General features: G+C 61.0%; 14 protein-coding genes and 1 pseudogene. 5 read left to right on the top strand and 10 right to left on the bottom strand.

From position 1 onward, the window contains the following. Positions 1-46 precede the first annotated feature (46 nt). Positions 47-282, top strand: a pseudogene (locus QN224_RS33880) (helix-turn-helix domain-containing protein); the annotation flags it as partial. A 116-nt stretch (positions 283-398) separates the two neighbouring features. Then, positions 399-791, top strand: a complete 393-nt coding sequence (locus tag QN224_RS13490) for a GFA family protein (RefSeq protein WP_283977101.1) — start codon at positions 399-401, stop codon at positions 789-791. 38 nt (positions 792-829) lie between these two features. Here QN224_RS13490 and QN224_RS13495 read toward each other — a convergent pair whose 3' ends face one another. After that, positions 830-2,338 (bottom strand): winged helix-turn-helix domain-containing tetratricopeptide repeat protein, encoded by a 1,509-nt coding sequence (locus QN224_RS13495; protein WP_283977102.1) that lies wholly within the window; start codon positions 2,336-2,338, stop codon positions 830-832. Positions 2,339-2,474: 136 nt separating this feature from the next. Here QN224_RS13495 and QN224_RS13500 point away from each other — a divergent pair, with 136 nt between their 5' ends. From QN224_RS13500 to QN224_RS13510, 3 genes are all read left to right on the top strand, one after another. Continuing rightward, a complete protein-coding gene (locus QN224_RS13500) occupies positions 2,475-2,723 on the top strand; it encodes a DUF1127 domain-containing protein (RefSeq protein WP_283977103.1) in 249 nt (82 codons plus the stop codon). A gap of 109 nt (positions 2,724-2,832) precedes the next feature. Beyond that, positions 2,833-3,978 (top strand): MFS transporter, encoded by a 1,146-nt coding sequence (locus QN224_RS13505; RefSeq protein ID WP_283977481.1) that lies wholly within the window; start codon positions 2,833-2,835, stop codon positions 3,976-3,978. Between the two features lie 164 nt (positions 3,979-4,142). Then, positions 4,143-4,562: a DUF4864 domain-containing protein gene (locus QN224_RS13510; RefSeq protein WP_283977104.1), complete on the top strand. Its 420-nt coding sequence runs from the start codon at positions 4,143-4,145 to the stop codon at positions 4,560-4,562. 18 nt (positions 4,563-4,580) lie between these two features. On the opposite strand, the gene tgt is transcribed toward QN224_RS13510, so the two are convergent. From tgt to QN224_RS13555, 9 genes are all read right to left on the bottom strand, one after another. After that, positions 4,581-5,711 carry a tRNA guanosine(34) transglycosylase Tgt gene (gene tgt / locus QN224_RS13515; protein ID WP_283977105.1) on the bottom strand — a complete coding sequence of 377 codons (1,131 nt, stop codon included), beginning with the start codon at positions 5,709-5,711 and terminating at the stop codon, positions 4,581-4,583. Beyond that, positions 5,712-6,794 carry a tRNA preQ1(34) S-adenosylmethionine ribosyltransferase-isomerase QueA gene (gene queA / locus QN224_RS13520; protein ID WP_283977106.1) on the bottom strand — a complete coding sequence of 361 codons (1,083 nt, stop codon included), beginning with the start codon at positions 6,792-6,794 and terminating at the stop codon, positions 5,712-5,714. Between the two features lie 75 nt (positions 6,795-6,869). Further along, positions 6,870-7,379, bottom strand: a complete 510-nt coding sequence (locus QN224_RS13525; protein WP_173512975.1) for a peptidylprolyl isomerase — start codon at positions 7,377-7,379, stop codon at positions 6,870-6,872. 24 nt (positions 7,380-7,403) lie between these two features. Further along, positions 7,404-7,976 (bottom strand): peptidylprolyl isomerase, encoded by a 573-nt coding sequence (locus QN224_RS13530; RefSeq protein WP_269283637.1) that lies wholly within the window; start codon positions 7,974-7,976, stop codon positions 7,404-7,406. A gap of 35 nt (positions 7,977-8,011) precedes the next feature. Then, entirely contained in the window at positions 8,012-8,506 is a 495-nt protein-coding gene (gene coaD / locus QN224_RS13535; RefSeq protein ID WP_283977107.1) for a pantetheine-phosphate adenylyltransferase, read from the bottom strand. 463 nt (positions 8,507-8,969) lie between these two features. Then, complete coding sequence (locus QN224_RS13540; protein WP_283977108.1) at positions 8,970-9,284, bottom strand: hypothetical protein; 315 nt, start codon at positions 9,282-9,284, stop codon at positions 8,970-8,972. After that, positions 9,268-10,341: a hypothetical protein gene (locus QN224_RS13545; RefSeq protein WP_283977109.1), complete on the bottom strand. Its 1,074-nt coding sequence runs from the start codon at positions 10,339-10,341 to the stop codon at positions 9,268-9,270. The genes QN224_RS13540 and QN224_RS13545 overlap by 17 nt, the downstream gene beginning before the upstream one ends. Beyond that, positions 10,341-10,751: a DUF4383 domain-containing protein gene (locus tag QN224_RS13550; RefSeq protein ID WP_283977110.1), complete on the bottom strand. Its 411-nt coding sequence runs from the start codon at positions 10,749-10,751 to the stop codon at positions 10,341-10,343. The genes QN224_RS13545 and QN224_RS13550 overlap by 1 nt, the downstream gene beginning before the upstream one ends. A gap of 7 nt (positions 10,752-10,758) precedes the next feature. After that, positions 10,759-12,255 carry an FAD-binding oxidoreductase gene (locus QN224_RS13555; RefSeq protein ID WP_283977111.1) on the bottom strand — a complete coding sequence of 499 codons (1,497 nt, stop codon included), beginning with the start codon at positions 12,253-12,255 and terminating at the stop codon, positions 10,759-10,761. Positions 12,256-12,287: the final 32 nt, after the last annotated feature.

Consider the following 12,287-nt stretch of genomic DNA (forward strand, 5'->3'; position numbering starts at 1 on the left):
GTGCATTCTGATTTGAAGTGCGGCATGCCAATAAAGACAGTGGCTTCTGCTTAGAGAACATGTCGCATCGCAGCTCACCCCTCCCGACCGCCCGTCGCGCCAACTCATAGAATGCAAGCATCCGGTGCTGAGATCGCCCGGCAACTCGGTCGGCATCAGTCGACGATCTATTGCGAGCTGAAGCGCAATACCTTTCATGATGCCGAATTTCGAAATGCAACGGCTATTACGACGGCATTGCCGACGACAAGCAAAGAGCATCGTCGGCGGCTGCGTAAGCTCAGATGGCGACCATCGCCAATATGGAGGAACGAGGCGTCCCCGCCTGCAGGGGCAATTGCGATTACAGTCCTGTTCGTTGTAAAAATTCCGCCCGCTTGAATTAGAGGAGACTCAGCATGGACCGATTCACGGGCGGTTGCCTCTGCGGCAATGTCCGAATTGTGGCGTCGGGACGCCCAAACCGGGTTGGCCTCTGTCACTGTCTCGACTGCCGCAAGCATCATGGGGCGCTTTTTCACGCTTCCGCGATATTCCCTCAGGATGCGGTGACGATCGATGGCGAAACACGCGGTTACGCCGGGCGGTTTTTCTGTCCGCGCTGCGGCTCGCCTGTTTTCGCGCGCGCCGCAGACGAAATCGAAGTGAACCTGGGATCCTTGGATGCTCCTGACCAACTGAAGCCAACCTACGAACTCTGGACGATCCGTCGCGAGTCCTGGTTGCCGCCGTTTCCGCTCTCAAGGCGATATGACCGTGATCGTGACGCCACGAGTCGCTTTGAGGAGTAGGTCATGCGACGGTGCCGTTACGAGATGACACCGGCGCGTTACTCCGGAAGACCGGCTTTGCGGTAGCCATCAACGAAATGCTCAAGCGTCGCAGCGTCGCGGAACGGCTCCGTCGTGGCCCAGTGGTGGGTTGTGAAATGCGGGTTGCCGACAAGGAATAGTTCGACCTCTGCGCGCGCCTCGTCGAGCCGACCGAGTTGCGCAAGGCTTGCCGCCAGGAACCGGCGTGAGCTTGTACGATAAGTCTCGTCCCTGCGTAGCGTCTCGACAGCGGCTTCGTACTCGCCGGCCGCATATTGCGCCTGGCCGAGCGTCAGATAGTACCAACTTGCCGGAAACGGGTTCAGCCGGAACGCCTTGCGAATGTGCTCCATGCCCTCCTCCACCCGCCCGGCCAAGACCGTGATGTCGGATAATGTCGCCCAGGTGTCGGCCTCATTCGGATCGAGCTCGATCGCCCTGGCGAATTCCGCATCCGCCTCGGCGAAGTTGCGCTCATATGCAAGCAGGTTAGCCAGGACCCAGCGGCAGCCAGCATCGTTCGGATCGATCGCTACGGCTTTGCGCGCCAGTTCCAAAGCAACGCTGCGGTTAGGTTCAATTGGTTCGCCCCAATGCACCCATCGCATCCAGTGGTTCATGGCAAGCCAGCGATAGGCCTCGGCATAACCCGGATCGAGCGAAACCGCGCGCGTGAGCATCAGATGCGCTTCCCGCGCCGTCTGTGGCGAATCGTCGATCAGCTTGCGCGCCCTCACGCAGAGATCGTAAGCCTCGAGATCTTTGGGCCGATTGCGCGGCGGCGGTGCGCGCAGCCGGCCAAGCAACGCCTCCACGATCTTGCCGGTGACTTCGTCCTGAACGGCAAAAATATCTTCCAGGCTGCGATCGAAGCGCTCCGCCCATAGATGCTCGCCGCTTACGGCGTCGACCAGCTGGGCGTTGATGCGCACGCGCCCCGCGGCGCGTCTTGCGCTGCCCTCCAGCAGGTAGCGCACGCCAAGGTCCTGTGCGATCCCGCGCACGTCCATCGCCTTTCCTTTGTAGGCAAAGGCGGAATTGCGCGCGATGACAAACAGGCCGGAGGTCCTCGACAGGTCGGTAATCAGGTCCTCGGTCAACCCATCCGCGAAGGATTCCTGCTCGGGGTCATTGCTGAAATTGACGAAGGGCAGCACAGCTATCGACGGTTTGCTGGGCAGCGGCAAAGATTTTCGTTTCGCGCCGCCGAGCTGTTCGATGGCGCCCGTGAAGCGGTAGCCGACGCGCGGAACCGTGGAGATCCATTCACCGCCGTCGGCGGCAGGACCAAGCCGCTTCCTAAGCTGCGCGATCTGGACGGTGAGATTGCCTTCCTCGACGGCCGTGCCCGGCCACGCCGCGTCCATCAACTCGGCCTTGCTCAGGATTTCGCCGGGCCGTCCGACGAGCGCCGCAAGAAGCTTCAGCCCGCGGTAGCCAACGGCAACGGGATCATCGTTCCGAAGGAGCGTTCCCGCACCGGAATCAAGCACGAACGGACCAAAGGCAAAGCGCGATCCCTGCATACGGCGATCTATAGTCCTTTTGGAAGTTTTTGAGAACTTTTTGGGAGAGCTTAATTACGACGCTGTTCGTGTCCTGCAGAATTCATCCTCTTTCGGGTCGAGGGCCTTCGGCCCCTCAAACCATATGGAGGTTGCCATGAACGATACTCCGACCCTTGCGTTGGCCTCGCATAAGGCAGCGCGGCCGGGAACGCCGCATCGGCACTACAGCCTGGCCACCCTGCGAAGCATTATCGCGACCTGGAGCGAGCGGATACGCTTTCGCTGGGAACTTGAGCAAAAGTTGAAGGACGACCCTCATTTGATCGACGATATCGGTCTGACAAGACAGCAGGTCGAGGCAGAGATCGCCAAGCCCTTCTGGCAAGTATCAAACCCTTTATAAGGCGAATGCTCCAATGACACCGGATCGCCAGTTTCCGCGTGCGGCAGTGGTTCTCCGGCGCTTGCACAGCACGACATCACCGCCGGAGGGCCGGATCCCCTGGGGCGCAATGGCGGGCATCATCGCAACGGTCACGGTGTTCGCCGTGGCACAGGGGCTGACCTATCCGCTGCTCAGCTTCATCCTGGAGCGGCAGGGGACGGCGCCCAGCCTGATCGGCTTGTCGGCGGCGATGACGCCGCTGGGCTTCGTTGTATCCGCGCCCTTCATTCCGGCGCTCGTGCGGCGCGCGGGCGGCGGGCGGCTTGCAATCCTGTGTTCGATCCTGGCAGCGCTCACCCTGGTCGCGATTGCCTCGAGGCAGGAAGTCTGGATCTGGATGCCGCTGCGTTTCCTGCTCGGCTTCTTCGCCAATCCGCTTTACGTGATCAGCGAAACCTGGCTGATCTCGATCGCGCCCGCGCCGCGGCGAGGCCGCATCATGGGCCTCTATTCATCGATCGTTTCGGGTGGCTTCGCCATCGGCCCGTTGTCGCTCGGCGTGGTCGGCACGCGGGGTTGGCCGCCCTTCATGGTCGGCATCGTGGCCTTCCTTCTCTGCGGCCTGATCGTGCTTGCGGTCGTGCCGCGCCTGCCGAAGATGCCGCATGAAGGCGAGGCAACATCGGTCGGCGGCTTTTTCGCACTGGCGCCGCTCCTGTTGTTTGCGGTTTTCACCGCTGCCGCCTTCGAGCAGATCCTGCTTTCCTTGCTCACGGTCTATGGCGCCGCGCTCGGCAGCGCCGAGGAGCGCATCGCTTCGCTCATCACCTGTTTCATCGCCGGCAATGCCGTGCTGCAGATCTTGCTCGGACGCGCGGCCGAACGGTTTGGCTCGACGCGGACCATGTTATCCTGTGCGCTCGCGTCGCTGGCCGGCTGCCTGCTGCTGCCGTCGGTCTTCAACTTGTGGCTCATCTGGCCGGTCGTTTTCCTCTGGGGCGGCGTCTCGTTCGGGATCTACACCATGTCGCTGATCCAACTCGGCGAGCGTTTTACCGGTCAAGCCTTGATCGCCGGAAACGCGGCCTTCGCGTTCGTATGGGGCATCGGCGGCATCGTGGGCTCGCCCGCGACAGGACTGGCGATGCAACTGACCGGGCATCAGGGGCTGCCATCGTCCCTTGCCCTGCTGTGCTGCGTATTGGGGGCGTTTCTGGTGGCGGAGAGACGGCGATCTCATCAACGCGTTTCGTGTTGCATCACGAAGTTATGATATCTACTGTCGTGGTTTAAGATGATGTTGTATCGATTTGAAATAATGCATATATTTACATATTAGCGAAAAACAATTCGCGATTTCACGGCCGCATGCACTTACCGGCGTGAGCATGAGGGCTATCCTTGGTTTGGCGACCAAGGGCGGGATGGAGGCCTGTAATGGTCAGGATCGTTTTTGTTGCACTCTGTCTTACGTTCTCAATCTGTTTGGGTGCTGCTTTCGCCGATGAACCTGTAGATACAGTGCAATCCGTTATACGCGCTCAGATCAAGGCATTCCTGGAAGATGATGCCGATACGGCCTACTCCTTCGCCTCGCCGGCCATCCGGACAAAATTCCCGGACAAGATCGTCTTCTTCGAGATGGTCAAGCGCAGCTATCAGCATCTCTACCGCCCGGGAAACTTCGCCTTCGGCCGGTCGAAGGTGCTTGGCGACGAGGTGTTCCAGGAGGTGCTGATTTCGGGATCGGACGGAAAGGACTGGACGGCGATCTACGATCTCGTCGAGCAGCCGGATGGCAGCTACAAGATCAATGGCGTCATGATGCTGCAGACCGCGTCGGGTCCCCAACTTTGATATGGCGACAGACGAGGATCAGACGGGCGGCAAGTCGCCACGCTTCCAGCCTTCCTGGGTCTCCGCCATGAAGTCGGCGTAACGCCCCTCCTCGATCGCCTGGCGGATGCCCGCCATCAGTTCCTGGTAATAGGCCAGGTTGTTCCAGCTGAGCAGCATGCCGCCGAGCGATTCGTTCGCGCGGATCAAATGGTGCAGATAGGCCCGCGAATAGTCGCGCGTTGCCGGGCAGGACGATTGCTCGTCGAGCGGGCGCGTATCTTCGGCGTGCCGTGCGTTTCTCAGATTGATGCGGCCGTAGCGGGTGAAGGCCAGGCCATGGCGGCCGGAACGGGTCGGCATGACGCAGTCGAACATGTCGATGCCGTGCGCGACGGATTTCAGGATGTCGTCTGGCGTGCCGACGCCCATCAGGTAACGCGGCTTCTCGGCGGGCAGTGCCGGGCATGTGACGTCGAGCATGTCGAGCATGACGTCTTGCGGTTCGCCGACGGCCAGGCCGCCCACGGCGTAGCCTTTGAGGTCAAGGTCAGTTAGAGCAAGAGCCGAGCGCTCGCGCAGCTTCGGGATGTCCCCGCCCTGCACGATGCCGAACATCGCCTTGCCCGGCTGGTCGCCGAACGCCACTTTGCACCGCTCGGCCCAGCGCAGCGACATTTCCATCGCCCGTTCGATTTCGTTGGGTTCGGCGGGCAGCGCCACGCACTCGTCGAGCTGCATCTGGATATCGCTGTCGAGCAGCCCCTGGATCTCGATCGAGCGCTCCGGCGACATGTGATAGAGCGCGCCGTCCACATGGCTCTTGAAGGTTACGCCCTTCTCGTCGAGCTTGCGCAGGCTGGAGAGCGACATGACCTGAAAGCCGCCGCTGTCCGTCAGGATCGGCCGTTCCCAGCGGATGAAGTTGTGCAGTCCGCCGAGCCGCGCAACGCGCTCCGCGCCGGGACGCAGCATCAGATGATAGGTGTTGCCGAGGATGATGTCGGCACCGAGTTCGCGCACCTGGTCGAGATACATGGCCTTGACCGTGCCAACAGTTCCGACTGGCATGAATGCAGGCGTGCGGATCGTTCCGCGCGGCATCGAAACCTCGCCTCGGCGCGCCTTGCCATCGGTTGCCAGCAGCTTGAATTGGAACGTCTCGGTCATCTAGTCTTTCCGGAAAAGCAGGCTTGAATCGCCATAGGAATAGAAGCGGTAGCCGGTGGCGATCGCATGCGCGTACGCGGCGCGCATCGTATCGAGCCCGGCGAAGGCCGAAACGAGCATGAAGAGCGTCGATTTCGGCAGATGGAAATTGGTCATCAGCATATCGACCGCGCGGAAGCGATAGCCCGGGGTGATGAAGATGCCCGTCGGACCCGACCAGGGCCGGATCTCGCCTTCTTTGGTTGCCGCGCTTTCGATCAGTCGAAGCGACGTCGTGCCGACGCAGACGATGCGCCCGCCCCTCGCCCGCACCGCATTGAGGCTTCTCGCAGTCGCCGCACTCACATGGCCGATTTCCTCATGCATCACGTGATCGTCGGTGTCATCAGTCTTGACCGGCAGGAAGGTCCCCGCACCCACATGCAAAGTTACGAAGTGGCGCTCGACGCCAACCTCGTCGAGCTTTGCGAAAAGGCGTTCGGTAAAATGCAGTCCTGCAGTCGGGGCGGCGACTGCCCCTTCTTCCCGCGCATAGACGGTCTGATAGTCGGTTCGATCCCGCGCATCGTCAGGGCGCTTGGAAGCGATATAGGGTGGCAGGGGGATGTGTCCCACGGCCATGATCGCCTCATCGAGCGCCGGTCCCGAAAGGTCGAAGCGAAGTGTGACCTCGCCCGCGTCGGCCTTTTCCTCGACCGTCGCATCAAGCACCCCGAGCAGGCAGCTGTTTCCGCCGTGGCCGAAGGAGATCCGATCACCGGGTTTCAGTCGGCGTGCAGGTCGCGCGAAAGCCTTCCAACGGTCGGGTGCGACCCGCATATGCAGCGTCAGCGAGACTTGTGTCACGATCTCTTCGCCGCGTCTGCGGATGCCTTCGAGCTGCGCCGGTATCACCTTGGTGTCATTGAAAACCAGTGCGTCCCCTGGCCGCAGGAATGACGGCAGGTCGAGAACGCCGTGATCGCTGAGGACCGGCTCGCCTTCCGGCCGCACGACAAGCATGCGGGCGCTGTCGCGCGGGTTTGCGGGCCGCAACGCGATGGAAGTTTCCGGCAGGTCGAAATCAAACAGGTCTACGCGCATCGATCGTGTCAGACAAAAGCAAACCCGCCCCGGCGCCTTTTCACGCGACGGGGCGGGTCTGTGCATTAGCGCAAATCAGGCGTCGGCGGCAACCCGCATCGACACGATCGTATCGGGATCACGCACCGGCTCGCCGCGCTTGATCTTGTCGACGTTCTCCATGCCTTCGATCACTTGGCCCCAGATCGAATACTGCTTGTTGAGCCAGGGAGCATCGGTGAAGCAGATGAAGAACTGGGAGTTCGCCGAGTTCGGCATCTGGCTGCGGGCCATCGAGCACGTGCCACGCACGTGGCTCTTGTCGGAGAACTCGGCCTTCAGGTCGGGCTTGGAAGAGCCGCCCATGCCTGCGCGGCCCGGATTGAAGTGTTCGCCGCCGGTCTTGCCGTACTGCACGTCGCCGGTCTGTGCCATGAAGTCCTCGATCACTCGATGGAACACGACCCCATCATAGGCGCCCTCGCGCGTCAGCTCCTTGATACGAGCGACATGACCCGGAGCGACGTCCGGCAGAAGCTCGATCACGACCCTGCCCTTCGTGGTCTCCATGATGATCGTGTTTTCCGGATCCTTGATCTCGGCCATGGTTTTTCTCCTTCTGTTTGACTTTTACTTGCCGACCTTGACGCTGATCATACGGTCTGGATCGGCGACGGCGCCGTTGTTGGCATCATCCCCGAGCTTGATCTTGTCGACATTCTCCATGCCTTCGACCACCTTGCCGACGACCGTATATTGGCCGTTGAGGAAGTCGCCCGGCGCGAACATGATAAAGAACTGCGAGTTGGCGCTATTCGGATCCTGCGAGCGCGCCATGCCGACTGTACCACGTTCGAACGGCACATCGGAGAATTCGGCCGGCAGGTCGGGTTTGGACGATCCGCCCGTTCCTGCGAGTTCAGCCTGGTAGCCCTGCTCCATATCGCCATACTGCACGTCGCCCGTCTGCGCCATGAAGCCCTTGATCACGCGATGAAAGGCAACGTTGTCGTATTCGCCTGCGCCAGCGAGCGCTTTGATCTGCTCGACGTGCTTCGGTGCGATGTCCGGGCGCAACTCAACCACGACCGGGCCGTCCTTGAGCTGAATTGTAATCACATTGTCGCCGGACTGCGCAAAGGCAGCCCCCGTCAACGTGGCGAGCGCCAGGGCGCCGGCAAAAGCGAATTGGAGGATTTTCATGGGTTCTCCCTGAGTGGTGTGAGCTGTCCGCGCGTTCAGGCCTTGCGCTTCGCCTGCAGCGCCTCATGAACCGCATTGGGCACGAAAGCACTGACATCGCCGCCCATCGACGCGATCTGGCGGACCAATGTGGCTGTAATGGGCCGGGATGCGGTCCCCGCCGGTAAAAACAGTGTCTGGATGTCCGGAGCCATCTGCCGGTTCATGCCCGCCATCTGCATCTCGTAATCAAGGTCCGTGCCGTCGCGAAGGCCGCGCACGAGCAGGGTCGCGCCGTGACGGCGGGCCGCATCGACTACCAGATCATCGAACGAAACAATGGCAACATCACCTGCCCTTTCAGGCAGAGATTCGTTCAGCGAGCGACGGATGAGGTCGGCGCGCTCTTCGAAGGAAAAGAGCGGCGTTTTTCCCGGATGAATGCCGATCGCCACGATGACGTTTGCGGCAACGTTCAGTGCTTGCACAAGCACATCAAGATGCCCGTTCGTCATCGGATCGAAGGAGCCGGGATAGAAAGCCGTGGTCATCTTACCTGTTCCATTTGGTGAAGCCTTTTGTCACGGACCGCCGCTGACCGCAAGGGTGACGCAACCCGCCTTTTCGCCTGTTCCCTCGGAAACAGCATGGAGGAAAGAATGAATGCTAGATGAATGCAGTGTTCAAGATGGTTTCACACCGGAAGTTGTACCGTGAGGCAAGAATGAACGGAACTTTTTTTGGAGACATACCGTTTCTACGAAACTGAAAGGAGTGCGGCCATGGGACTTGCCCTGTTTTCGATGACGATGTTTTTCGCGATGTCTGTCGCTGCGATCCAGGCGCTTCGCAACGAGGCCCATGACCGGCGCAAGCAAGAGAGCGGCTTTTAAACTGTAAATGCCTCCAGGAACTTCCTTCGCGAAGTTCGAAGATAAGCGGCCTCATATCTTCCCCTGATGAGGTCGCTCTTGTAAGCCGGACGGCCTCCCCTGCCCGTCCGGCTTTTTCTTGTCATCGTGCGGCCGGAGGTCTCAAGCTGAGACATCCACCGGCTCGTGACGGCAGCACGATCAGGGCGCCAGCGGCATAAAGGGCAGGAACATAGCCGGCCTTATCGGAGGCCAGAACGGCGAAATAGCGCCCCCATTTCAGGATCGAAACGCCCGGCGGCAGCCCGTTCGGCGAAAGACCATGGGCCGGGAGCAGGACAATCGCCGCCTTGCCCTCTTCACGAACGGCAAAGAGGACGGCAGATGCCGCATACCATGACAACAGGATGGCAGCCGCCGTCAGAAGGAACGCCCTGGCTTTAGTAATCGAAAACATGTTCAAGGCCCGGGTCGTCGGTCGGCGTCTGCCGGAGGAGGTCCGCGAGCTGCTCGACCTTCAGGCCGAGCAGGAGCCGCTCCGTCGCGAAACCGCCGCGCTTGACCCGAGCGATCGCCTCCCCGATCGCGAAGGCCGGTGTCTCTCCGGCGGGGACCGTCACTGAGACCATGATATCGTCGTTGCCGGCGATTTCTCGGATCGTTCCGCCCCTTTGCGCAATGTCTGTCAGAACCTTCGTGAACAGCGCATAGCGCGGCGTCTCGATCTCCACGCCATCGTCACTTTCACGGACGACCTTGACCCATGGAATGTCCGACAGTCTGTCGGCTGGCAGACCGGATATGATGCTGCGGATCTCCAGCTTCGCCGTCGCCGTCGCCGCTACCGCGCTTTCGATCATTCTGGCGTAGGCGACCTTTGCGCGCCATTCCCCGGACAGCGCCAGGCGTCGTTCCCAGCCCCGAACCGGATCGGTAATCGGTGCATCCCAGAGTTTGCCGATCTCACGATCGAAGGAATAGCGATACCACGGCGTCTGCCGCAGGAACGCTGCGTAGTCGGCCGCCATGCCGGCCGCGACCTGATCCTGCGGCGTTTTCTTTTCACCTCGAAGCAAAGCCGTCATGCGGCCGATCGTCTCCTCGTAGGCGGCTTTCAACGCCATTTCGAGATTGAAGCTGATGCCGATCGTGTAGATCATCACGCGCGTCTGGCTGTCTGCGCCGCCGTGTTCGTCGGCGATCCGCGTGAGCGCGCAGGTCGATGTCCAAAAGCCCTTGACGCTCGAAAAATAGTCGAAGGCATGTTCGTCGCCGGTCTTCAACGCTTCCGCGAGGCCGTCATAGGCATAGACGATATGCCATTCCGGATAGGTCAGATAGGTGTTGGCTTCATGCCGCCTGAAGGCGGGGTCGCTGATCAATGGCGTGTACGCGTCCTCCACCGGCTCGCCGTGACAGAAGCCCTCGATGTAGGCCACGGGGCTTGCGATCAGGATCACAAGCAGCAACAGCGCGAGGATGCTCCATTTAAGGCCTTTCCAGACGATCCTCATCACCGCGCCTCGTGCGCAAAGGCGAAACTGGAGGCGACGGCAAAGCCACCAAGTGCGATATGTGGAAGATTGGCGAGTATCTTGAAGGAAAACGGCAGGTCCTGGATGCCGTAAGTCAGAATCCCGAGGTCCAGATAGCCGGATCCGGTCAGAAGCCCGAGCAGACCGTCCGAGAGATAGAGGACGCCGAAATAAAGCAGAAAGTTGCGTGCTGCATGCTTTGAAAGGAAGGCGGCAATGCCCGCCCAGGCGGCGGAGGCGATGTGCAGCAGATCATCATAGATATCGAGAGCGAATATGCCGAAGGCCCGCCCCTGGCTGTCGGTAAGGCCGGGGACGTAATTGAGCGATGCGGCAGCGAGCAGCGCGACCATGTAGCCCAAGGCGATCCAGCGAAGCTTACCCATCATGATCCTTTCAGAGCTCTGCGAAATACTGGTCCCAGAGGTTGTTGCGGAAGACGCAATCTGCGTCAAATTCCCGTTTCCTGGCCGCGAATGCGCCCGCCCTCGGATAGGCGCGCAACAGCTGGTCGACTGAGGCATGCGGCCGGTAGGGCAGATAATAGCTGCCGCCGATCGCGATGACGCGCTCGATCAAGTCACGCGTCATGCGCGCCATATCGGCCTCCGCCCGCGCGGTTTTTTCCTGGGAGAAGAGCATCACGGCGGCGATCCGCGGCTCGCTCGCATAGGCAAGCACGCTATCGCGATCCGTGTCGACGAAGCGCAGCGTGATGTTGAGGAGCTGCTGATAGGAGGCGGGAATTATCTCCTGGCATGCCGCGACGAATTCCGCGAAGCGCGCAGGCGAAACGAAATATTCGTGCAGGATATCGGTGCGTGCCGGATCGCGGTCGTCGAGCGTTATCACTGGTTCGTTCATCAGGCTGTTTCGTGTGGCCGTTGCAGCAATCCACGGATTAATGCTGGCCTCGGTCCACCAACGCAGATGCTTGATGCCGTCGGAACCGACCTGGGCACGGAAGATTTCGCGCGAGACATGGCTGATGAAGCCGGAGCCGACGGCAATGGGGATGACGCTCTGATCCGTGGTCGGCCGATAGCTGATCAGCAGCCCCTCGTCGAAAAAACGGTCGAGCGAGACATCCATACGGCCATAGGCCATCTGCACAGTCGCGTCCGATCTCAGCAACGCGGCGAAGCGGGTTCCGATTTCGCTCGCCGGCATACGCTCGAATGTCGGTTCGAGCAACGCATTCGGCACCATGTCGAGTTCGACTTCCGTGATCACGCCGAAGAGGCCATAGCCACCCATGGCATGGTTGAAGAGGTCGGCATTCTCGATGCGCGAGCAGTGGACATCACTGCCGTCGGCCAACAGCATTCTGAAAGAGCGCACGGTGCTGCCGCAGCCGCTGAAGGGCACGGGCCAGCCATGCGCGTTGACCGAAAACGTGCTGGCGACGCCGAAGTCATTGTTTGACTGCATGACCGCGGGTGAAAAGCCGAAGGCGTCCAGTTTGGCGATGACTGTCGACCATCGCGTCCCAGCGGCCACACGGTATGTCTTCGCTGCTGTGTCTGCCTCCAGCCAGCGCTGGTCGAGCGTCAGCGCCGTGCCGTCTCTCGCGAGGCTTTGTCCGCCCATCGAATGACGCGCAGTGCTTGCCACAACCGCCCTGCCCTCGCTGCGTGCCTCTGCGATCAGTCCTCTGATCCGCTCCACGACGGCGGCCTTCGGGTCGTCATCGACGACAATGTGGCGGGCCACCGCGGTTGGCGATAATTCGCTGGCGTCGTTGAGTACCACGGCGCCCCCGTGGGATTCGGTCCCGTTGGGCGGATAAGCCGGTCCGGCGTGGCTAGATGACCGCCATAGCTGATGGCTTGCGACCGCGCCGGCGCCGGCTGAAGCGCCGATCAGCAGGCCGCGACGTGTGAATCTCCGCATCCAGAATCCCCGAATCTGCTGCCGCGGCGAGA

Origin of the sequence: Sinorhizobium sp. 7-81 (assembly GCF_030124405.1) — a bacterium.
Lineage (GTDB): Bacteria > Pseudomonadota > Alphaproteobacteria > Rhizobiales > Rhizobiaceae > Sinorhizobium > Sinorhizobium psoraleae.

Coding starts and splice junctions, on each gene's coding strand:
- QN224_RS13490 (WP_283977101.1), top strand. CDS start 399: ATGGACCGATTCACGGGCGGTTGCCTCTGCGGCAATGTCCGAATTGTG.
- QN224_RS13495 (WP_283977102.1), bottom strand. CDS start 2,338: ATGCAGGGATCGCGCTTTGCCTTTGGTCCGTTCGTGCTTGATTCCGGT.
- QN224_RS13500 (WP_283977103.1), top strand. CDS start 2,475: ATGAACGATACTCCGACCCTTGCGTTGGCCTCGCATAAGGCAGCGCGG.
- QN224_RS13505 (WP_283977481.1), top strand. CDS start 2,833: ATGGCGGGCATCATCGCAACGGTCACGGTGTTCGCCGTGGCACAGGGG.
- QN224_RS13510 (WP_283977104.1), top strand. CDS start 4,143: ATGGTCAGGATCGTTTTTGTTGCACTCTGTCTTACGTTCTCAATCTGT.
- tgt (WP_283977105.1), bottom strand. CDS start 5,711: ATGACCGAGACGTTCCAATTCAAGCTGCTGGCAACCGATGGCAAGGCG.
- queA (WP_283977106.1), bottom strand. CDS start 6,794: ATGCGCGTAGACCTGTTTGATTTCGACCTGCCGGAAACTTCCATCGCG.
- QN224_RS13525 (WP_173512975.1), bottom strand. CDS start 7,379: ATGGCCGAGATCAAGGATCCGGAAAACACGATCATCATGGAGACCACG.
- QN224_RS13530 (WP_269283637.1), bottom strand. CDS start 7,976: ATGAAAATCCTCCAATTCGCTTTTGCCGGCGCCCTGGCGCTCGCCACG.
- coaD (WP_283977107.1), bottom strand. CDS start 8,506: ATGACCACGGCTTTCTATCCCGGCTCCTTCGATCCGATGACGAACGGG.
- QN224_RS13540 (WP_283977108.1), bottom strand. CDS start 9,284: ATGTTTTCGATTACTAAAGCCAGGGCGTTCCTTCTGACGGCGGCTGCC.
- QN224_RS13545 (WP_283977109.1), bottom strand. CDS start 10,341: ATGAGGATCGTCTGGAAAGGCCTTAAATGGAGCATCCTCGCGCTGTTG.
- QN224_RS13550 (WP_283977110.1), bottom strand. CDS start 10,751: ATGATGGGTAAGCTTCGCTGGATCGCCTTGGGCTACATGGTCGCGCTG.
- QN224_RS13555 (WP_283977111.1), bottom strand. CDS start 12,255: ATGCGGAGATTCACACGTCGCGGCCTGCTGATCGGCGCTTCAGCCGGC.